13 protein-coding genes are annotated in these 21,973 nt (G+C 70.2%); 7 read left to right on the top strand and 6 right to left on the bottom strand.

Translation table 11 applies throughout. The features are described from left to right. Positions 1 to 53: 53 nt before the first annotated feature. Positions 54 to 2,051, top strand: coding sequence for a TonB-dependent siderophore receptor (locus KYK13_RS28300; protein WP_223635792.1), 1,998 nt, complete (start codon positions 54 to 56; stop codon positions 2,049 to 2,051). 70 nt (positions 2,052 to 2,121) lie between these two features. Then, positions 2,122 to 5,067 (top strand): DEAD/DEAH box helicase, encoded by a 2,946-nt coding sequence (locus tag KYK13_RS28295; RefSeq protein ID WP_223635789.1) that lies wholly within the window; start codon positions 2,122 to 2,124, stop codon positions 5,065 to 5,067. Between the two features lie 9 nt (positions 5,068 to 5,076). Here KYK13_RS28295 and KYK13_RS28290 read toward each other — a convergent pair whose 3' ends face one another. From KYK13_RS28290 to KYK13_RS28270, 5 genes are all read right to left on the bottom strand, one after another. After that, positions 5,077 to 5,835 carry an immunity 52 family protein gene (locus KYK13_RS28290; RefSeq protein ID WP_223635787.1) on the bottom strand — a complete coding sequence of 253 codons (759 nt, stop codon included), beginning with the start codon at positions 5,833 to 5,835 and terminating at the stop codon, positions 5,077 to 5,079. 12 nt (positions 5,836 to 5,847) lie between these two features. Then, positions 5,848 to 7,335 carry a restriction endonuclease fold toxin 5 domain-containing protein gene (locus KYK13_RS39115; RefSeq protein ID WP_223635785.1) on the bottom strand — a complete coding sequence of 496 codons (1,488 nt, stop codon included), beginning with the start codon at positions 7,333 to 7,335 and terminating at the stop codon, positions 5,848 to 5,850. Positions 7,336 to 7,450: 115 nt separating this feature from the next. Further along, on the bottom strand, positions 7,451 to 8,716 hold the full coding sequence (locus tag KYK13_RS28280) for a hypothetical protein (RefSeq protein ID WP_223646804.1): 1,266 nt from the start codon (positions 8,714 to 8,716) through the stop codon (positions 7,451 to 7,453). 155 nt (positions 8,717 to 8,871) lie between these two features. Further along, positions 8,872 to 9,978 (bottom strand): winged helix DNA-binding domain-containing protein, encoded by a 1,107-nt coding sequence (locus KYK13_RS28275; RefSeq protein ID WP_223635782.1) that lies wholly within the window; start codon positions 9,976 to 9,978, stop codon positions 8,872 to 8,874. A gap of 24 nt (positions 9,979 to 10,002) precedes the next feature. Next, on the bottom strand, positions 10,003 to 10,965 hold the full coding sequence (locus KYK13_RS28270; protein WP_223635780.1) for a TIGR03885 family FMN-dependent LLM class oxidoreductase: 963 nt from the start codon (positions 10,963 to 10,965) through the stop codon (positions 10,003 to 10,005). Positions 10,966 to 11,123: 158 nt separating this feature from the next. On the opposite strand from KYK13_RS28270, the gene KYK13_RS28265 reads away from it, so the two are divergent. Continuing rightward, a complete protein-coding gene (locus KYK13_RS28265; protein WP_223635778.1) occupies positions 11,124 to 12,788 on the top strand; it encodes an alpha-amylase family protein in 1,665 nt (554 codons plus the stop codon). Between the two features lie 43 nt (positions 12,789 to 12,831). On the opposite strand, the gene KYK13_RS28260 is transcribed toward KYK13_RS28265, so the two are convergent. Then, on the bottom strand, positions 12,832 to 15,465 hold the full coding sequence (locus tag KYK13_RS28260; RefSeq protein ID WP_223635776.1) for a M12 family metallopeptidase: 2,634 nt from the start codon (positions 15,463 to 15,465) through the stop codon (positions 12,832 to 12,834). Positions 15,466 to 15,576: 111 nt separating this feature from the next. On the opposite strand from KYK13_RS28260, the gene KYK13_RS28255 reads away from it, so the two are divergent. From KYK13_RS28255 to KYK13_RS28240, 4 genes are read left to right on the top strand one after another with little or no spacing between them, the layout of a single operon-like run. Next, on the top strand, positions 15,577 to 16,353 hold the full coding sequence (locus tag KYK13_RS28255) for a CPBP family intramembrane glutamic endopeptidase (protein ID WP_223635774.1): 777 nt from the start codon (positions 15,577 to 15,579) through the stop codon (positions 16,351 to 16,353). 50 nt (positions 16,354 to 16,403) lie between these two features. After that, positions 16,404 to 18,068, top strand: a complete 1,665-nt coding sequence (locus KYK13_RS28250; protein WP_223635771.1) for a DUF262 domain-containing protein — start codon at positions 16,404 to 16,406, stop codon at positions 18,066 to 18,068. A gap of 1 nt (position 18,069) precedes the next feature. Further along, entirely contained in the window at positions 18,070 to 20,067 is a 1,998-nt protein-coding gene (locus KYK13_RS28245; protein WP_223635768.1) for a HipA domain-containing protein, read from the top strand. Positions 20,068 to 20,120: 53 nt separating this feature from the next. Continuing rightward, positions 20,121 to 21,971: an OPT family oligopeptide transporter gene (locus tag KYK13_RS28240; protein WP_223635765.1), complete on the top strand. Its 1,851-nt coding sequence runs from the start codon at positions 20,121 to 20,123 to the stop codon at positions 21,969 to 21,971. Positions 21,972 to 21,973: the final 2 nt, after the last annotated feature.

Here is a 21,973-nt window from a genome sequence, read left to right as displayed (position 1 = left end):
GTTCACCTTCGAGAGGCTTGTTTCGCATGGGTTTCACCAGGCATGGGCGTCGTGTGTGTGTTTGGCTGGCGTTGCTGGGCGCGGGGACTGGCTTCGCGCAGACGGGGCAGGAGCCCGACCTGGAGCAGCGCGCGGCCCCGCTCGAGGATGAGCCGGAGGTGCACAGCCAGGTGGCGTCGTTCGCCATCACGAAGCTGCACGACTCTCCGGCCGTGGTGACGGCCATCACCGCGGATGAAATCAAGGCCTCCGGCGCGCGCGACCTGATGGACGTGCTGCTGCAGGTGCCCGGCTTCTTCTTCGGCGTGGACGTGCAGGGCACCGTGGGGCCGGGCTTCCGGGGCCTGTGGGGCCAGGAAGGCAAGGTGCTGCTCATCATCGACGGCAAGGAGATGAACGAGCAGCTCTACTCCACGATACAGCTGGGGCATGAGTTCCCGGTGGAGCTGATTGAGCGCGTCGAGGTCGTGCGGGGCCCCGGCTCCGTCATCTACGGCGGCAACGCGGAGCTGGCCGTCATCAACGTCATCACCCGGGGCATCCAGGGCAGCACGGACGCGCTGGTGGTGGGCACCTACGGGCAGCTGGAGCACGGCCTGGGCCGTCGCAGCCTCACGCTGTCGGGCCGCAAGGTGTTCGAGAGCGTGCCGGGCCTGAGCGCCTTCGCGTCCGCGTCGCTGGGGCAGGGGCAGCGCAGCGACGCCGTGTTCAACGACTTCTACGGCAACTCCGCGAGCATGAACGGCGCGTCGCGGATGGACCCCACGGTGGTGCAGGCCGGTGTGGGCTACCGCGACCTCCAGTTGAGCCTGCTGTATCAGCGCCAGGACACCACGTCCGTGGTGTCCGTGGACGAGGTGCTGCCCACGCCCGCGAGCACCGACTTCGAGTCGTTCCACGCCGAGCTGAGCGACCGCTTCCGCCCCACGGACCGGCTTGAGATCATCCCCCGGCTGAACTTCACGCTGGGCGAGTCCTACCGGGACTCGGATGAGTCGTCGGACTTCTTCTACGACAAGCGCTACCGCCGCCTCCGGGGCCGGGCCCTGGCGCGCTGGGCGGCGTTCGACTCCCTCCAGCTCACGGGCGGCGTGGACCTGGCGTTCGACCAGGGGCAGCTCCGGGGGCCCGCGGGGATCGGCCTGCAGCAGCCCTTCAACGGCGATGAGGACGTCGTCTCCTACCGCAACGTGGCGGGCTTCGTGGAGGTGTACTCGGACAACCCCATCGCCACGGTGGTGGCGGGCGCGCGCTTCGAGGACCACAGCGCCTTCGGCAGCTCGTTCGTGCCGCGCCTGGTGTTGCTCAAGTCCTTCGGGCCGGTGAGCGGCAAGGCGCTCTACAGCCGCGCCTTCCGCGCGCCGGGCATCGAGAACATCTCCCTGGGTGACGACGTCCGGCCGGAGCGCACCACGGTGTACGAGCTGGAGGCCACGCTGCGCCTGGGCGAGGGCCAGAGCCTGAGCGCCAACGCCTTCGACGTGGGCGTGACGGATCCCATCATCTACTCCTACGACCCGGTCACGGCGTCGGAGGCGTACCGGAACCGGGGCCGCCTGGGCAGCCGGGGCATCGAACTGGACTACCGGCTGCGCGGAACGTGGGGCCGCGCGGAGGCGGGCTACTCGTTCTACCGGCCGGGCGGCCGCAACGACGTGGAGGACTACCTGGTGCCCGGGCGGCCCAACGCCTTCACGGGCCTGCCCACGCACAAGGTGACGCTGACGGGCACGGCGCGGGTGCTGCCGTGGCTGTCCATCAGCCCCACCGCCGTGCTGGTGGGCCAGCGCTTCGCCGTGGGGGCGCCGGACGAGGAGGGCGTGTCGGAGGTCCAGACGCTCCAGCCCCGCCTCTTGCTCAACCTCTTCGTGCGCGCGGAGAACGTGGGGACCCAGGGCCTGGAGATTGGCGCGGGCGTCTACAACCTGCTGGGCAGTGACTTCCGGGTGGCCCAGCCGTACAACGGCGGACACGCGCCCCTGCCGGTGTTCAGCCGCGAGTTCCTGGTGAAGCTGACCTGGCTCTTCGAGCCGTCCTACGACGACGAGTAGCCTGGCCGTCAGCCAGGGATGCATCCGACGTTGCGGAAGGGCGTGGCGGGGCGTAGGGAAGCCGCCTGCCATGTCCGAGAACAGCCAGCTCCTCGAAGCCGTCCGGAAAGAAGCCAAGCCGGGCCTCTGGTCCAAGGGCGTCAGCCTCGCGCGCGACGGGGCGGTGGCGCTCCAGTCGCGCTCGGGGTCGGAGGTCGAGCTGCGCGTGAAGGTGGCCGGCCGGGCCGTGGCCTTCACCGTCGTCCTCTATCCGGGCGACGAGGCGTGGGAGTGTGACTGCCCCAGCCCGGTGGACCCGTGCGAGCACGTCGTCGCTGCGGCCATCTCCCTGGACAAGGCGGAGAAGCAGGACGCGCCGCTGGAGGCGGTGGCGGAGCGCTGGTCGCGCGTGGTGTACCGCTTCACGCGCGTGGAGGGCGGGCTGCAGCTGCACCGGGTCCTCGCGCACGCGGACGGCACGGAGGAGCCCCTGGAGGACCTCACCGGCCGCCTCGCGAAGCCGCAGGGCGGGGCCACGCTCCAGGTGGAGCAGGTGGACCTGGTGATGGAGCGCCTGCTGGAGCGGCGCACCCGGGGGCCGCTCCTGGCGGAGAAGCTGGATGCGCTGCTGCGCGCCCTGGAGCCCGCGCGCAACGTGCTGTTGGACGGCCGGCCGGTGGCGGTGTCCAGCGAGGTGCTGCCCCCGCGCGCGAAGGTGGAGGACAAGGGCCAGCAGTGGGTCATCACCATCACGCGGGATCCGCGCATCACGGAGGTGGTGAGCCCCGGCGTGGGCCTCACGGCCGAGTCCCTGGTGCGCCTGGGCGAGACGGGGATGACGGGCGCGTGGCTCCAGAACCTGCCCATCGTGCGCACGTATTCGCCGGAGCAGCTGGGGGAGTTGTCCGCGAAGATCCTCCCCGAGCTGGGGCGGCGCATGCCGGTGGACATGCGCAGCCGCCGGTTGCCGGCGCTGGACCGGGACCTCAAGCCGCGCATCCTCCTGGAGCTGAACCAGCTCACGCAGGGGCTGTCGGTGCTGCCCACGCTGGTGTACGGCGCGCCGCCGACGGTGCGCATCGACAACGGGCGCATGGTGTACCTGCGCGGCGCGGTGCCGCTGCGCGACGAGGCCGCGGAGCAGAAGCTGCTCCACCAGCTGCGCGATGAGTTGAACCTGGTGCCCGGCCGCCGGCTCACGGTGCAGGGCCCGGAGATGATGCGCTTCGCGGACAAGCTGCGGAAGTTCCGCGGCGACCTGGGCGGCGACGCGGCGGGCATCGTCAGCCCGGACATGCGCCTCAAGCCGTCCCTGCGCGTGGAGGGTGGGGCGACGGTGTCGGGCGTGCCGGACGTGCGCTTCACGCTGGAGTTCGAGGTCGAGGGCGGCAAGGGCGGCGCGCGCACGGTGGACGCGGCGGCGGTGGTGCGGGCGTGGACGGAGGGCTTGGGGCTGGTGCCGCTGGATGGGGGTGGCTGGGCGCCCCTGCCGCGGGCGTGGCTGGACAAGAACGGGCAGCGCGTGGCGGACCTCCTGGCCGCGCGTCAGGCGGACGGCCGCGTCGCGAACCACGCGTTGCCGGAGCTGACCCAGTTGTGCGAGTCGCTGGAACAGCCGCCGCCTCCTGGGTTGGACAAGCTGGCCCCGCTGGTGGAGGGCTTCGAGAAGCTGCCGCCGCCGGTGCTGCCCGCGGAGCTCAACGCCACGCTGCGCGCGTATCAGCAGCAGGGCGTGAGCTGGCTGTCGTTCCTCAAGGGCGCGGGGCTGGGCGGCATCCTCGCGGACGACATGGGTCTGGGAAAGACGCTCCAGACCCTCTGCATCCTGGGCCCGAAGTCGCTGGTGGTGTGCCCCACGAGCGTGCTGCCCAACTGGGTGGCGGAGCTCCAGCGCTTCCGGCCGTCGTTGAAGGTCTGCGTGTATCACGGGCCTGGCCGCAAGCTGGACCCCACGGCGGACATCACGCTGACCACGTACGCGCTGTTGCGCCTGGACGCGCCGGTGCTGGGCGCGCCCACGTGGGAGGCGGTGGTGTTGGACGAGGCCCAGGCCATCAAGAACCCGGAGAGCCAGGTGTCGCGCGCGGCGTTCGGGCTCAAGGCGAACCTGCGGCTGGCGCTCAGCGGCACGCCGCTGGAGAACCGCCTGGACGAGCTGTGGAGCCTGATGCACTTCACCAACCCGGGCCTGTTGGGTGGGCGCCGCCAGTTCGAGGAGAAGACGGCGCAGCCCATCGCGGACGGCAAGCCGGGCGCGGCGGAGTCGCTGCGCCGCCGCATCCGGCCGTTCATCCTGCGCCGCCTCAAGCGGGACGTGGCGCCGGAGCTGCCGCCGCGCACGGACTCCGTGATGCACGTGCAGCTGGATGAGCGCGAGCGCTCCGTCTACGACGCGGTGATGGCCGCGACGCGCGCGGAGGTGGTCGCGCTGCTCAACGAGGGCGGCAGCGTGCTCAAGGCGCTGGAGGCGCTCTTGCGGCTGCGGCAGGCGGCCTGCCATTCCGCGCTGGTGCCGGGGCAGGTGGCGAAGACGTCCTCCAAGGTGCAGACGCTGGTGGACGCGCTGGAGACGGCGGTGGCGGAGGGCCACAAGGCGCTGGTGTTCTCGCAGTGGACGTCGCTGTTGGACCTCATCGAGCCGGGCCTCAAGGGTGCGGGCATCGGCTTCGAGCGGCTGGACGGCGCGACGGCGAACCGGGGCGAGGTGACGGCCCGCTTCCAGGGCCAGGACGGCGCGCCGGTGCTGCTCATGTCGCTGAAGGCCGGCGGCACGGGTTTGAACCTCACGGCGGCGGACCACGTGTTCCTGATGGATCCGTGGTGGAACCCGGCGGTGGAGGCGCAGGCGGCGGACCGCGCGCACCGCATCGGGCAGGAGCGGCCGGTGATGGTCTACCGGCTGGTGTCCCAGGGCACGGTGGAGGAGAAGATCCTGGGCCTCCAGGAGAAGAAGCGCGCCCTGTTCGAGGCCGCGCTCAGCGAGGCCGGGGGCGCTGCTGCGATTACCCGCGAGGATCTGCTCCAGTTGTTCGCGTGAGCCCGGCTGTCACGATGTCGCGGCCGGCATGAGCCCGGCTTGGGCCAGCAGACCCCGCACGCTTCGCGCCAACGCGATGTGTTCGGGGTTTGCCACCGTGAAGCGCTCAGGCGTGAGAACCATCAGCGTTCCTCTGCCCTCGACCTGCTCGACGTGGACAGGCTCGGGCAGTGGCGGCACCGTTCCGATGCGGCGCGAGAGGTACGTGATCCAGCCCAAGGAAAAGGGCGCCGAGACAGGCTCCCGGTATTGCCGCTCATATGCGTTCGACGTAGCCAGCGCCCAATCCGGGTCCCATGAAAGCACCATGGCCCTCACGGCTTTCGTCAGGACCGACACGGTGAGCACCCTGTCCGCATTGGGTCCACGCCAGGGGACCGTCAACACACAGTGGTTTGGAACCGCTGCCGAGTCCATGCCGCCATTGATGCGCATCGTTGCGCAGTCTCCAGCAGCCCCTCCATTATCGAACGAAAAGCGGAAGCCCAGCTCTTCAATGGGGGGCCCTCCAGGTTCGCGGTTCACACCGCGCTGGAACAACCCAGTGAGGGTGGGCACATCGGGCGGCATCAGCGGATGCTTGCGCGCATCCTTGCGGGACCTGGCGGGCTTGTACCAGTGCGAGAGGAATGGGTCGCACTCGGCCAGAAGCTCGAGAAGGCCTGCTGTGCGCCGGGCGCAGTCCTCGGGCGATTCCTTCCGAGCGCCCCAATACGCACCCGCGTAGTAGGTCTCAGGATAGCTCTCCGGTGCGGAGGTAGCGGTCACAGGTAATGCTCCTCACAGCGCTGGAGTATGCACGACTTCAATTTCCTTGATCCCCGCTCCATCGAGCAACTGTCGAATGGCGTCCGCGGCACGCTTCTCCGCGACATGCCATCGGATGGGGATGCCCGTACCGCGAACCCTGCCGAGCTGCCTCTGGGCCTGGTCAATGAGTCCCTGTGCTCCGGAGTGCCTGAACCAATCCTTGGGCTCCAGCCCATCGAAGAACTTCGCGTAACCGGGCCCCTTGGCTTCCAGCAACACGCCTTCCTTGAAGCCGTCGAACTTCACGCCTCCCACTTTCGTGCTCGTGCCTCCAACCCAGAACGCTTCGTCGGCCGGGTGCCCTGTAATCTGCTCCTGGTAGCGGCGCGCAGGGGGCTTCAGGGACTCGCTGGTTGGCCCCCACTGCCCGGGTCCATTGGAAGGCGGCGAACCCTGGGAGGCCGCGTTGGACCGCTGGAGGATGATGGCCGCCCCAGGGCCGCCGCTGAGCGCCGTCACTGCGCGCCCTGCTGGCACCGCGACTCGCTCGATTGCCAGCGCGCCCTCCGCCGACAGCGAAAGCACAGGCACCGAGATGTCCGCCCCCACCGCCATCCCCTTCAAGGTCCGCGTCGTGGCCGAGGCCGCGCCCCCGGTGATGAGCAGGCCCGTCATCAGCCGAGACACTTCGCGGATCTGCTCGCCACGGGTCATGGACCGGAAGCGCTCCCAGTACTCGGGCGATGACACGATGAGGGCCGTCACGCCCGCCGGCAGGTGGCTCAACCCCGCGATGCTGTCCACGGGACGGGTGAGCAACTGGCCCAGCGCGTGGTACAGCTCCACCAACGCATCCTCGGCTCCATCCAGGGTGCGGCTGATGACGTCCGCGTCGTCGTACACCTCCGCCAGCGGGCGCCAGTCCGAAGCCTGGAGCTGCGCGTCCACGGCGCGGAAGACACCGCCCTTGCCGCTATAGAAGCGGCCCAGCTCGAAGCCATGCGCGCGGAAGGCGCCGTCCTTCCACTCAACCGTTGCCACCTTCTGCTGAGTGCGCCCGGTGAGGGCCCACGCGAGGTAGCCGTCCGGTCGCAGCACCGCGATCCGCGCGCGGGAGAAGCGCTCCACCCGCCGCAGGAGCTCCTGCCGCGTGACTTCGCTTCCTTCCATTACCTCGCGAAGGATGAAGCCCGCTGCCATCCGAGGCGGGATGGTGCTCAACGTGACAGGCTTGCTCAGCAGCGCGTCCAGCAGTCGCGCCGCTTGCGTGGGCGTCAGCGAGGCCCCGACGGGACGCTCGTCCCTTGTCTCCAGCCCCGCGTTTGTCAGCAACTGCTCCCAGGTGTCCGGTTGCACGACTTCGGGAACGGTGACGCCCGCCATGACCGCTGTGCGAACGGGGCTTGCTCCCGTCACCACTTCGCGCACGGCCTTGCGGCGGTACAGGGGCGGTGCTTCCTCTGGGGACGTGACGCTCGGCACCGCAGCGGCCTCAAGCGGCGCCTCGTCGCTCGACATGCGCGCCGCAGGAGCATCCGCGGCTGCACGGGACGCGTAGCTCAGCGTTCTTCCGGGCCTGGGAGGCAACGAAGCACAGCCGGCGAAGAGGAGGGCCACGCACCCGAGCAGGACGTCAGCGCGCATTGTCCACCCCCAGCCCCACCGACGCGAAGACACCCGGACGCAGCGTCCCGTCACCTTCGGGGAACAGGAGCGTGCCTCCCGTGGCGACCGCGTAGAGCTTCCCTTCCATGATTCGCCAGCGCGCTTCCGCCGCGCCCAGATAGCGGGCTCCGGCCTGGCCCATGCCCACGCCCAACCCCTTCACCGCCAACTCCAGGCTGCGCTCCAGGAGCTGCACCGCCACGCGCCCGTCCCCATCCAGGCGGCCCCAGGAGAAGGACTCCACGCTCAGCGACAGCATCAGGTGCCGTTGCAGTCCGCGATAGCCCACGGCATCCCAGCCCACTCGCGCCTCGGTCTGGAGCGAGTACCCGTTCGGGAAGCGCGAGGAGGCCAGTGGCACGCCTTCCGAGCCCACGGGCTGGAACCTTGCGAGTTCATAGTCCGGGCCGAAGAAGCCTTGCCGGAAGCCACCGTGCTGTCTGCGTAACTCCAGGCGCAGTGACACATCCCACGTGGGGGCCACCGCATCCGCTCCCGCACCCAGCACCGCGCCCCAAGCGCCTCCAATGCCCGGCCGTCCTCCCCACCCCGCAAGCAGGTGCGCTTCCAGGCCCGGCCGCCTCAGCACCACCGCAGTCCCGTCCAGGTGCGCCAGCGTCACGGACGGCGCGCTTCCTCCAGCCCGTCCCCAATCACGCATGGCGGAGACTGCGAACGTGTAACGCCCCCGCGGATGACCGGCGCCAAAGACAACGCGCCCCACATCCAGCGCGACCTCCGCGCCCATCAATCGCGCGCCCAGGACATCCGAGGCGAAGGCCTCCGTGTAGAGCGGACCCGCGGTGCCCGTGAGGAAACCACCCGCCGGGTGGTAGTCCGGATTCGTCCGGTTGGAGTAGCGGCGCACCAGATGCGCCGACAGCAGGCTGTAGTCCTCCAGTGCGCCCAGCCACACGCCCACCGGTGTCGCGTCCGAACCCAGCTTGAGGCCGCGCACCCACTGGCCCCAGTCAGAGAGACTGTCCCAGTCCTCGCGCCGCACGCGGTTTGCGCCGTCCCACGCCCGCAGTCGGACAGGGGCACCCAGGTTGAGTCCGAGTTCCGGGCCGCCATCCAGGATGAGCGTGGGCTCCAGTTGAACGAAGCCTTCAGCCTCAGTGCCGTCCGAGCGTGGCAGAAACGCGAGCGTCGCCACCTCGAGCCTTGCCAGTGGAGACCAGGAACTGGAGGCAGAGGCTTCGGAGTCTGTCGACGCCGTGGCATCCCCTCGCATGGGAAGAAGCCATAGCCACAGCACCACCCACCAGCGGTGCTTCATCGCTCGCGCCTCCTGGCCGCACTCCGGTGTGGTGTGCAGAACCCGGTCATACCCGCCGGGTCCGACACATGCCTCCGAGGGCGCCTCAGGTGTCGAGAGGTTGCCCGGCGCTACTGCGTGGCGAACGTCACCGCCACCTTCGCGGCGTCCGGATCGCTGAAGCGCAGGAGGTCCTCTCCCTCCTGTACCAGCGCGTCGCGGTCGGCCTTCTTCACGGGCTCAAAGGGCTTGCACACCAGCGTCACGGTGCCCTTCTTGCGCTCGGTGCTCCACGAGCCCGCGACGTGTCCGTCCACCAGGAACACGTTGAGGACTCGCAGGTTCTTCGTGGACAGCTTCTCGCGGTGCTCCTCCGGGACCACGCGCGTGCGGTCCGCGTGGGACAGGATGAGGTTGTCGAAGTCCGGCAGGAAGCGCACCGGCGCGGGCGTGTCCTCGGGCGGGCGCGGGGCCTTGGGCAAATCGAAGAGGACGCGCTTCTTCGCGTCGCGGAACTCCACCAGCTTGCCGCGCACCTTCTCGAACGCGTCCTTCAGCGGCTTGATGCCGGACCAGGCCTGCATGTCCGCCACGGTGGCGGGGCCGAAGGCCGCCAGGTAGCGAAGCACCAACGGCGACGCGTCGTCGTCCGTGGAGAGCTTCTCGCCCAGCCAGGACTCCGCCAGCGTGAAGCCGGCGTTGCCGGGCCAGCCCCACTCCAGCCCCTCCTCGGGCACCTGCACGAGCGGCAACCCCAGCCGCGTGGCGAAGCCCATGGCCCGCTCGTCGCCGTCCACGTGGTGCTTCATCAGGTGCTCGCGCACCTCCTCGAAGGTTCGGGGCTCCTCCTGGAGGAAAGGCCTCGCCGTGGCCAGCAGTGCGGGCAGGTCCAGCGCCTCGGCGCGCTCCTTCAGCACCGAGCGCATCGCGGCGTTGAGCATGGGCTGGAAGAGGCCGCGGTAGCGCAGGTAGTCCTTCGCGGTCATCAGGTGCAGCGTGCCGCGCATCATCGTGCCGCGCGCCAGCTCGCGCTTCAGCGCCAGCTTCGTGAGCGTGTCGCGCTGGAAGCCCTGGAGGCGCGACCAGAGGGCCAGGTACGGCGGACGCGCGAGCTGGGCCTGCAGGCCCACCAGGTGCTCGATGGCGCGTGGCACGGTCATCTCCTCGCGCGTGAGCAGCAACTGGCGCGCGAGCGTGGCGCGGTTGAGGGCTCGGGTGGACAGGACTTCGTCGGGCATGCGCCCGAGCATACCCAGCGGCGTTCAGCGCGTGAGCGCGGGAATCACCTTCTCGCCGAAGGCCTCGATGAACCCGTCCTGCTCCCGCGTGACGTTGTGCAGGTAGAGCCGGTCGAAGCCCAGGCGCAGGTCCTCGCCCAGCCAGTCCACGTGCTGCTGGAGGCTGCTGGAGACGCGCAGCGGGCCGTCCAGGTCGTGCGGCTGCACCACGTCCGCGGCCTCCTGGAACTGCGCGGGCGTGCGCAGGTCCGTGAGCACGCTGTTGGCGAAGATGTTGGACGCCCACTGGTTGTACGCGCCTTCACGGGCGAGCTCTTCGTCCCTCGCGTACGACAGCTGCACCTTCAGGAACAGGGGCTTGCCCTCGCCGCCGCCTTCGCGGAACGCGTCCACCACCTGGCGCAGCTGCTCCGGCGGCCGCGCGGTGGTGATGAGCCCGTCCGCCCAGCTGGCCACCCAGCGGGCCGTCTTCGCCGTGACGGCGGCGCCCAGCAACAGGGGCATGTCCTTCGGGCGCGTGTAGAGCTTCGCCTCCTCCACGGTGACCAGCCCCCGGTGCGTCACCGTCTCGCCGCGGAAGAGGGCGCGCATGATGTCCACGCACTCCTTCAGGCGCGCGTTGCGCAGGTCCTTGGCGGGCCAGCCCGTGCCGGTGATGGCCTCGTTGAGGTACTGGCCGCTGCCGAGCGCCATCCAGGCCCGGCCGGGATACATCTCGTTCAGCGTGCCCAGCGCCTGCGCGACGATGGCCGGGTGGTAGCGCTGGCCCGGCGCCGTGACGGAGCCGAAGGACAGACCCGTGGTCGCGAGCGCCGCGCCCATGAACGCCCAGGCGAAGCCGCTCTGTCCCTGCGCCTCCGTCCACGGGTGGAAGTGGTCGGAGTTGAGCGCGGCCTGGAAGCCCACGGCCTCCGCCTTCTGGCAGAGGCGCAGGAGTTCACTGGGCGCGAACTGTTCGTGTGACGCGTGGTAGCCGATGAGGGGCATGGGTGCGTCCACCCTGAAGCCGGCGCGGCCCGCCCGGGAGGCTGGTCCTCGCGCGAGTGTTCGCTGAACGAAGCCCGCCTGCCCTCGGGTGTGGGGTTCCGCACGGCGCGCGGACGGCACCGGATGCCTCCTGGGAGCGGAGGGCTCATGGAAACGGGATGATTGAAGACCTCTGGTACAAGAACGCGATCGTCTACTGCCTCGACGTCGAGACGTTCATGGACGGCAACGGCGACGGCGTGGGGGACTTCAAGGGCCTCAAGCGCAAGCTGGACTACCTGGCGGGCCTGGGCATCACCTGCCTGTGGCTGTTGCCCTTCCAGCCCACGCCCAACCGCGACAACGGCTACGACATCCTCGACTACTACGGCGTGGATCCGCGCCTGGGGGACCTGGGTGACTTCGTGGCCTTCACCCACGAGGCCCGGCTGCACGGCATCCGCGTCATCATCGACCTGGTGGTGAACCACACGTCGGATCAGCACCCGTGGTTCCAGGCCGCGCGCAAGGACCCCCACAGCCGCTACCGCGACTACTACGTCTGGTCGAAGAAGCGGCCCAGGGACGCCAACAAGGGCATGGTCTTCCCGGGCGTGCAGCCCTCCACCTGGACGTACGACAAGGAGGCACGCCTCTGGTACTTCCACCGCTTCTTCGACTTCCAGCCCGACCTCAACGTGGCGAACCCGGAGGTGCGCGAGCAGATCCTCAAGATCATGGGGTTCTGGCTGGAGCTGGGCGTGTCCGGCTTCCGCGTGGACGCGGTGCCCTTCCTGGTGGAGCTGAAGGGCCTGAAGAACCCGGGCGTGAAGAACCCCTACAAGCTGCTGGAGGAGATGCGCGAGTTCCTGTCGTGGCGAAGGGGCGACGCCATCCTGCTCGCGGAGGCCAACGTCACCATGGACGAGGTGATGGAGTTCTTCGGCGACAACGACCGAATGCAGCTGGTGTTCAACTTCCTGGCGAACCAGAACTTCTACCTGGCGCTCACGAAAGGCGACGTCACGCCGCTGGTGCAGGCGCTGAAGTCCGCGCCCAAGCTGCCGCATACGGCGCAATGGGCGAACTTCCTGCGCAACCACGATGAGCTGGACCTGGGCCGGCTGTCGGACGCGGACCGGCAGGCGGTGTTCCAGGCGCTGGGGCCCGACAAGGACATGCAGCTGTATGACCGCGGCCTGCGCCGGAGGCTCGCGCCGATGCTGGACGGGGACCGCCGCCGCATCGAGCTGGCGTACAGCCTGATGTTCTCACTGCCGGGGACGCCGGTGGTCTGGTACGGCGACGAGCTGGGCATGGGGGAGAACCTGGCGCTGGCGGAGCGGCAGGCGGTGCGCACGCCCATGCAGTGGAGCCCGGAGCCGCACGGCGGCTTCACCCTGGCCGAGACGCCGGTCAAGCCCCTGGTGTCGGACGGCCCGTTCGGCTTCCGGCAGGTGAATGTGGCGCAGCAGCGCCGCAACCCGGGCTCGCAGCTCAACTGGACGGAGCGCATCATCCGCGCGCGCAAGGAGTGCCCGGAGCTGGGGTGGGGCGCGTGGAAGGTGCTGCGCACGGGCAACAAGGGCGTGCTGGCCATCCGGTACGACTGGAAGGGCAACGCGATGGTGGTGCTGCACAACCTGTCGTCCAAGCCCTGCACGGTGAAGCTGGACCCCGGCGGCGGCGAGCCCTGCACGCTGTTCAACGTGCTGACCGAGGCCCACTCCGAGCCCGTGGACGGCCAGCGCCACGTGCTCATGCTGGAGGGCTACGGCTACCACTGGTACCGCGTGGGACACGAGAACCCGGCGCGCAAGCACCGGACGGAGCCGCTGCCCTGAAGTGGAGGGGAGCGGCTCCGCCGGTGTCACCGGGACCGCGGCCTCAGTTCAGCTCCACCTTCTGGAAGAGCCGCTCCGGCGGGGCGACGCCGTCGGAGAAGTCCAGGATGATGGTGGCGTAGGAGGGGTCGTACCAGCCGCCGTAGAGCACCTGGTCGTGGCCCAGGCCGCGGAAGTCACCCACCAGCATCCGGTTGGCCAGCAGCGCCGGGTAGTAGCTCACGCCCTGCGCCTCGCTGTAGCGCACCTCGGCGGGCGCGACGCCGTCGAGGAAGTCCGCGATGAGCATGGCCGTGCCCGTGGTGCCGTTGTTCACCAGCAGCAGCTGGTCGTAGCCCAGGCCGCGGAAGTCACCTGCCGCCTGGTTGTCGTCCGCGTCCATCAGGCCGTCCAGCAAGGGGAAGGCGCCGGACGCCTCCTCGTAGCGCACCTGTGCCGGGCCCACGCCCGCGCTGAAGTCGAGGATCTTCACCCGCGCCCCCGTGCCGGAGCGGTTGAGGCAGAGCACCTGGTCGTAGCCCCGGTGCTGGAAGTCACCGACGTAGAGCTTGTCGTCCGGCTCGGAGCAGTCCTCGAAGGAGTTCGGCGCGGTCCAGGACTCCTGGTAGCCGACCTCCGCGGGAGCCACGCCGTCGCTGAAGTCGGCGATCATCACGCGCCCACCCGTGCCGGAGCGGTTGAAGAACAGCACCTGATCATGGCCCCGGTGGAGGAAGTCGCCCGCGAGCTGGAGGTCCTCCGGATCATGCCAGCCGTCGAGCAGGCCGCTCAGGCCCCAGGGCTCGAGGTAGCGCACCTCCGCGGGGGCGACGCCGTCGCGGAAGTCGGCGACCATCACCCGGCCGTTCAGGCCGTCGGTGTTGATGAAGAGCATCTGATCGTAGCCCAGGCCGCGGAAGTCACCCACCAGCTTGATGTCGCTGGGGTTGTGCCAGCCGTTGAGCAGGCCGGACGCGTTCCAGGCCTCCTGGTAGTGGGTGTTGGGGAAGCCGTTGGCGTTGACGTAGCCGGAGACGCTCACGCGCGGGCCGTAGCCCGAGCCGTCAATGGCGATGAGCTGATCCGCGCTGCCCGTGCCCGCGAAGACGCCCGCCTTGTAGACGGAGGGCATGGCCAGCCGGAACGTCTTGGGCGCGTTGACGAGCAGCGGGCTGTTGCGGCCCTGCTGATCCAACGCGTAGATGCGCAGCGTGTGCTCCTGGCCGTCCACGTAGACGTCCGGGATGCGGAAGGAGAAGCCGTTCGCGCCGGACGCCATGGGGTAGGCGGTCTTCACGTCGGAGCGGTAGAGGTTGGCCACCACGTTGCCCACGGAGGCCGGGTTGCCGTCGATGGAGTAGTAGACAGGGATGGACACCGCGGGCGAGTCCAGGTCCAGCGCCCAGCCCGTCACCGTGCCGTCATTCGAGATGTTGTCGAGCGTGCCGAACGCGCCCGGCAGGTTGAACGTGCGCGGCGAGCCCGTGAGCAGCGGGTTGTACTGGCCCTGCACGTCAATGCCGTAGACGTAGAGCGTGTGGTTCTGGCCGTCGCGGTAGTACGCGGGCATGGGGAAGTAGAACCCGTGGTTGCCCAGGATGCCGTCATACGCGGTGTTGACGTCCGGGCGCGCGACGTTGGCCACCGCGGAGCCGCCGTACGTGCCGCCGGAGCCCGCGGGCCCGTCGATGTAGATGTGCACGGTCGCGGAGACTTCCGGTGACGCGGTGTCGAAGGTCCAGCCCTTCACGTAGCCGGTGGAGGTGATCTCCTCGAAGTTGCCCTTCATCTCGCCGGGATACATGGACGCGGCGGATGCGACGTCACCCGTGCTCAGGCCGCTGCGCTGGCCAATGGACTGTCCGCCCTTGGTGCGGATGGTCTGCATGGGGGCACCGGTGACGGGGTCGGGCCTGCCGAACGCCGTGGTGCCGTAGTGCATGATGGACCCGAAGTCATAGGCCCCGAAGTCGTCGCCGTTGCTGATCTGCTGCTCGAAGTTGTGCTCCTTGCCGGACTCGATGTTGTCCCAGAGGATGTCGATGAAGTCGTTGCGGTCCTCGCGGCTCTGCTCGTGCCAGAAGCCGATGGCGTGGCCCAGTTCGTGGATGACGGCGCCCAGCCCGCACGCGCCCTCCAGCGTGATGAACTGCCGGCCGCCCTGGCGTCCCACGGCCGACGTGCAGCCCTGGCCCTTCACGAAGTAGACGTGGTCGGTGGAGGAGGGCGTGGAGGCGGAGATGGGGACGAAGCGCAGGCCCGTCTTGCGCTGCCAGTGCCGGATGGCGTCGTTGACGACGTAGTTGTCGTCCAGCGAGCCGTAGACGTGGACGTACGGGACGACGCCGTTGGGCCAGCGCTTGCTGCTGCCGGTGACCTGGATGCTCTCCGCGGAGACGCGGTTGGCGGCCTGGGCCTTCACCTTCGGTGACTCGCGCTCCACGTCCTCGACGGTGCCGAGGACGATGTCTCCTTCGAAGATGGCGAGGCCGTTGACGGCTTCGTATTTCACCTCGCGTGCTTCGGCCTTGGGGCCGATGCGGACCCACGCGGAGCGTACGCCGGAGATGGCGGGCGCCTGCGGGGCGGGCGTGGGTGGGGTGGCGGGGCCGGCGGCGTCATCCGGGCGGCAGGCGGTGCCAAGGCAAGCCACGGCCGTGAGCGCCCGGATCCACCGGGCGTGCTGGTTGCTGCGCATGTGGGAATCCCCCTCGTCGGGAGTCGTGGTGACTCGCGGTGCAATACGCAGGGACCCGTGGAAGTTGGTCGTGCGGTGGAGAAGATTCCTGCGCTAAGGGGAGCCTCCGCCATGAGTCCCGCGCCTTCCGAGTCACTGTCTCCTCCGCGTGCCGCGCCGCGCTGCGCGCTCGCGTTCGCCGTGCTGTACGCCTGCTACGAAGCGCCGGAGGGCATCGGCGGCCGGCTGCTGGGGAGCTTCGTGGTGGCGGCGGTGCTGATGACGCTCTTCCACGCGGTGGCCTGGGGCGTGGGACGGTGGCTGGGCTACCGCAATGGCTTTCATGCGTATGCGCTGGAATGGAGGGGCTCCGCGCTCGCGCGGGCGCTGGCGGTGATGCTGGTGCTCAAGCCGCTGTCCGTGCTGGCGGGCGTGGCGCTGGGCGTGATGCGCGTGCAGCCGCTGGCGAATCCCCAGTCGGGGACGGCGCTGCTGGTGGCGGCGCTGGGCGTGCTGGTGTCCACGTTCATCCCGTCGGTGGCGGAGGACATCGTGGCGCGGGGCTTCTGGTACCGCGCGTGGCCGGTGGCGGGGCAGGGCGCGGGCTACGTGGCCCTGTCCGCGGGCGTATTCGTCCTCACGCACGTGTACCGGCTGGGCAACGGTCCGCTGGAGTGGCTGATGTTGTTCTGCACGGGCCTGGCGTACGCGGCGGCGGTGGCCCGCACGGGCTCGCTGTGGGGCGCCGTGGGCCTGCACTGGGGATGGAACCTGGCGAACAGCCTGCTGGACCTGCAACTGGACGTCACGGCGGTGGGGCAGGGCGGACGCGTGCTGTCCACGGTGACGGGGTTGGTGGCGCTGGGGCTGGTGGTGGTGCTGCCGAAGCGACGCAGCCCCGCGGTGTAGGTGGCGGGTTCCCGCGCTTCGGGTTACAGACCCGAGGGAGGAGGCTCGCGATGCCCGCTCCCCTGACGCGGCGGCCGGAGACGAAGTCGTTCAGCATCGAGGACCTGCTCGACCGCGTGCGGCGGGGCGAGGTGCGCATCCCCGACTTCCAGCGCCCCCTCCGGTGGACCGCGGACGACGTGCGCGACCTGCTGGACAGCGTGTACCGGGGCTATCCCATCGGGACGCTGCTGTTCTGGCGCCGGGACGCGCCCGCCGCCAACGTCAGCTTCGGCCCCGTGCGCATCGACGCGCCCTCCACCAGCCAGGGGCTGTGGGCCGTGGATGGACAGCAGCGCGTGACGGCGCTCGCGGGCGTGCTGCTGCATCCGTCCTATGGTGACGAAGCGGGCCGCGACGACTTCCACCTGTACTTCGACCTGGAGACCGGGGAGCTGCACGCGCCTCCGGCCGAGGGCACGGTCTTGCCGCACTGGCTCCCGATGAACGAGGTGCTGGACAGCGAGTCGCTGCTCCACTGGCTCAACCGCTACCCGGGCCGTGAGGCTCACCCGGAGCACCTGCGCGCCGCCATCCGCCTGGGCAAGGCCGTCCGCGAGTACCAGGTGCCCGCCTACGTCGTGGACACGGCGGACGAGAAGGTCCTCCGCGTCATCTTCAAGCGCCTCAACACCGCGGGCCGTCCGCTCACGGATGAAGAGGTCTTCAACGCGCTGTACGTGGGTTCGCGCTCGCTCAGCCTGGAGTCGGTGACGCAGGGGCTGCGGGAGCTGGGCTTCGGGAGCATCCCGGAGTCACTGCTGCTCAGGGCCGTGCTGGCCGTGCGCGGCCTGGACTTCACGCGCGGCTACCAGGAGCAGCTCAACCCGGACGACGAGCTCACGGAGACGGTCCGCCGCACGGACCGGGCGCTCCGGGACGCCATCGTGTTCCTCAAGCGCGATGCGTTCATCCCGCACCTCAAGCTGCTGCCCGCGCCGGAGAACTCGCTGGTCCTGCTGACGCGGTTCTTCCAGCTGCACCCGGAGCCGTCACCGCGTTCGCGCGAGCTGCTGTCGCGCTGGTTCTGGCGCCACATCGTCTTCGGCGGTTGGGAGCTGAAACCCGCGGAGGCCCTCCAGATCTTCTCGGCGATCCGCTCCGATGAAGAGCGCTCCCTCCAGGCGCTGCTGGCCCAGGTGCCGCCTCCGCTCATCCGCTGGTGGATGGAGACCGGCATGCCGGTCATCCCCAACTCCACCGTGCGGCCTCCGCTGGTCCTGCGCATCGCGATGCTGTCCCTCCAGCCGCGCGACCTGCTGACGGGCGCGGTGCTGGACCCGGGAGAATTGCTGGAGCAGCCGGCAGAGGGCTTCCACCCCATTCTTCCCCCGGATGGCGCGTGGTGGACCGGGCCATGGGGCCCCGACCGCCGAACGGCCCGACGCGTGATGGATGGGACCTTCAACTTCCTCTTCCATCCCCACGTGCCGGGGAACTCCTTCATCCGGCTGCTCACCGCGCGGTCCCCTCCAGCCGAGGAGATCCTCCACAGCCATGGGCTCACCGAGCAGGCCCTGGACGCGCTGAGGCGCCAGGAGGGGCTGGGCTTCCTCCACCTGCGCCAGGCCGTGCTGGAGCCGGTCCTGCGCAACTTCATGGAAGCGCGCACGCGCTGGGACGACTCGGACCGGCCTTCGCTCCAGTCGATGATCATCGACGACGATGAGGACTGACATGGACTCCAAGCCCCCCGTGTCCACCACCGGCATCCTCGACGTCCTCCTCGGCGACGTGCACGCCGGCACGCTCACGCTGCTCGCGGACGAGCGCATCGAGTTCAGCCTCTCCGAGGACTACCGCCAGCGCTACCCGCGCCCCGTGCTGGGCCAGTTCTTCGAGGACGACCTGTCGCGCCGCCACACCAGCCGCATGCGGCTGCCGCCGTTCTTCTCCAACCTCCTGCCCGAAGGGCCGCTGCGCGACCTCATCTCCGAGCGCCAGCAGATCGCCCGGCAGCGCGAGTTCTTCTTCATCGCCCACCTGGGCGCGGACCTCTCCGGCGCCGTCATCATCCGCCCCGCGGGCGAGCTCGCCGGCCACGACGCGCCCCTCGTGGACGTCCCCACCGAGCCCGCGTCCGACGGGGAGCCGCTGCGCTTCTCGCTCGCGGGCGTGCAGCTCAAGTTCTCCATGCTCCGGCGCGACCGGGGCATGACGCTGCCCATGGGCGGCCTGGGCGGCGATTGGATCGTCAAGCTCCCGGACAACCGCTACGACCGCGTGCCGGAGAACGAGCTGTCCATGATGACCTGGGCCCGCGCCACCGGCATCGACGTGCCGGAGCTGCAACTGCTCCCGGTCTCCGACCTGCACGGCCTCCCGGAGGGCATCACCCTGCGCGAGGACCTGGCGTACGCCATCCGCCGCTTCGACCGGCCGTCCCCCGGCCGCCGCGTGCACATGGAGGACCTGGCGCAGGTGCTGGGGCTGTACTCCGACGAGAAGTACAAGAAGTACAACTACGAGACCATCGCCAACGTGCTGCTCAAGGTCGCGGGCCTGGACGCGCTCCAGGACTTCCTGCGGCGGCTGGTGTTCATCGTCGCGTGCGGCAACGGCGACGCGCACCACAAGAACTGGTCCCTCTACTACCCGGACGGCACGCACCCCACGCTGTCGCCCGCGTACGACTTCGTCTCCACCATCCAGTACATGCCGCAGGACCAGCTCGCGCTGAACCTGGCGAAGTCCAAGCGCTTCGAGGACGTGTCCCTCCAGAGCTTTGAACGGCTGGCGCGCAAGCTGGGCCTGCCCGACGAGGACGTCCTGCCGGTGGTGAAGGGCGCTGTCGAGGTCGCGCTCGACGCGTGGACCACGCTGCGCGCGGACCTGCCCATGCCGGAGCTGTTCAAGCAGCGCATCGAGGAGCACTGGAAGCGAGTCCCGCTGCTCCAGGGCAACGTGAAGCGCAGCGCGGGCGAGCTGCGCCAGACAGTGAACGCCTTCTTCACCCTCTACAACGAGCTGCCCCGCCTGGGCCCCGGCAGCGACGCCTGCACCCGCGAGGCCCTGCGGCGTTTGTCTCCGCTGCCTCCCTCGCCGCGCGTGCTGGACCTGGGCGCGGGCACCGGACGGCAGTCGCTGGTGCTCGCGAAGGAGCTGGGCACCCGCGTCACCGCCGTCGACCTGCACCGGCCCTACCTGGACCGGCTGGAGCGCGAGGCCCGCGAGCAGGGGCTGTCGGACGCCATCGTCACGCGCCAGGAGGACATGAGCGCGCTGTCGCTGCCGCCCGGCTCCGTGGACCTGCTCTGGTCCGAGGGCGCCATCTACGTGGTGGGCTTCGAGCAGGGCCTGCGCCAGTGGCGGCCGTTGCTCGCCCCCGGCGGGTTGGTGGCCGTCACCGAGTGCACCTGGCTCACCGACGTCCGTCCCCCGGAAGCCGTGCGCTTCTGGTCCGCCGGGTACCCGTCCATGGGCAGCATCGCCCAGAACCGCGCCACGGCCGAAGCCGCGGGCTTCACGGTGCTGGACACCTTCGCGCTGCCCGCGTCCGCGTGGTGGGACGACTACTACACGCCGCTCCTCCAGCGCATCGACCGGCTGCGCCCCACCGCGGACGCGGCCCTGCGGGAGGTCATCGCGGCGGCGGAGCAGGAGGTGAACCTGTACCGCCGCCACGGGGACAGCTATGGCTACGTCTTCTACCTGCTGCGTTCGCGCGAGTCCTGACGCCACGGACCCAGGTGGCGCGGAAGGGGACGAACGGGGAGGATGGGGCGCCCATGCCGGCCTCCGCCCCCCGCGCCGTCCCTGATGAGGCCGCGCCCACCGACGCCTCGCTGACGTTGCTGAGCATCCCCGGCACGACGCAGGCGGAGGTGGACACCTACTGGCTGAAGCACGTGTATCAGGGCGACCGGCTGCCCCAGCTCACCCTGCGCGCGGTGGTCCTGGGCGCGGGGCTGGGAGTGCTCACCTGCGCCACCAACCTCTACGCGGGCCTGAAGACAGGCGTGGCGTTCGGCGTGGCCGTCACCGCCGCGCTGCTCGCGTCCGCGGCGCATGGGGCACTCCGGCGCTTGAGTCCCCGCGTCGCCGGAGCTCCGCTGTCGCTGCTGGAGCTGGGGTGCGCGCAGACGGTGGCGTCGTCGGCGGGGTACGCGACGGGCGGCGCGCTCGTGTCGGTGCAGGGGGCGTGGCTGCTGACGACGGGGCACCACCTGCCCGGCGTGACGCTGCTCGCGTGGACGTTCCTTTTGTCCGCGCTGGGCGTCCTGTTCGCGGTGCCGCTCAAGCGGCAGCTGGTGGACCGGGAGCAGCTGCCGTTTGCGTCCGGGACGGCCGCGGCGGCGACGGCTCGCGCGCTGCACTCGGGCGGTGAGGCGGCGGGGCCCCGGCTGCGGATGCTGGGCGTGGGAGGGCTGTTGGCGGGGGCGTTGACGCTCGCGCGCGATGGCTTCGGGCGCGTGCCGTATGCGTATGCGTTTCCCGGGACGCTGGGCGGCGTGTCGCTGGAGCGGCTGGGGTTCGCGCTGGAGACCGGGTTGATGCCGGTGGGCGGAGGCGCGCTCCTGGGAGTGCGTGTCACCGCGTCCATGTGGCTGGGGGCGCTCGTCGTCCACGCCGTCGTCGCGCCTCGGCTGATGGCGGCGGGCGTGGTGGCTCCGGATGGGGACTTCCTCGCGTGGGCGCTGTGGCCCGGGGCGGCGGCGCTCACCACCGCATCGCTGTTGCAGTTCGCGCTCCAGGCCCGCGTCTGGGGACGTGCGCTGCGAGGCCTGCGCGGGCCGCGTCAGGCGCCGCATCCCATTGAAGCGCTCCAGGTGCCCGGGCGGTGGTGGGCCGCGGGGATGCTGGTGCTGACGCCCGCGACGGTGGCGCTGGCGCGCGTGGGGTTCGATGTGCCGGTGCCGCACGCGCTGCTCGCGGTGGCGCTGTCGTTCGTGCTGTGCCTCATCTCCTGTCGCGTCACGGGCGAGACGGACGTGAGCCCCGTGGGCGCGCTGGGGCAGGTGACGCAGCTCACGTATGGCGTGCTGCTGCCCGGGGACATCCGCGCGAACCTGGCGACGGCGGGCATCACCGTCAACGCGGCGTCTTCGTCCGCGGATCTGCTCACGGACCTGAAGGCAGGGCACCTGCTGGGTGCCCACCCGCGCCGGGTGTTCCTGGCGCAGCTGTTGGGATGTGTCGTGGGCGCGCTGGTGGTGGTGCCGCTGTTCTACCTGTTGGTGCCGGAGCCGTCCGTGCTTGGCTCGGAGCGCTTTCCGGCGCCGGCCGCGACGGTGACGGCGGGCGTGGCGCGAGTGCTGGCGTCGGGGCTGGAGGCCGTCTCCGCGGACCTGCGGATCGCCATGGCCTGGGCCGCGGGGGCGGCGGCCGCCCTGACGCTGGGCGAGCAGGCGTTGCCGGAGCGCTTCCGCCGATGGATGCCGTCCGCCGTGGGGATGGGGCTCGCGTGCCTGCTGCCTGCCTCCACGTGCCTGGGGTTCTTCCTGGGCGGGCTGGGGTGGGAGCTGGCCCGGCGGTGGCGGCCCGCGTCTGAAGGGGCGGGTGTGACGCTGGCGGCCGGGCTCATCGCGGGCGAGGGCCTGGTGGGGGTGGGCATCGTGCTGGCGCGGGCGCTCTGGTAGCC

This window comes from Corallococcus sp. EGB, assembly GCF_019968905.1.
Lineage (GTDB): Bacteria > Myxococcota > Myxococcia > Myxococcales > Myxococcaceae > Corallococcus.
This window is presented reverse-complemented; position numbering and strand designations above follow the sequence as displayed.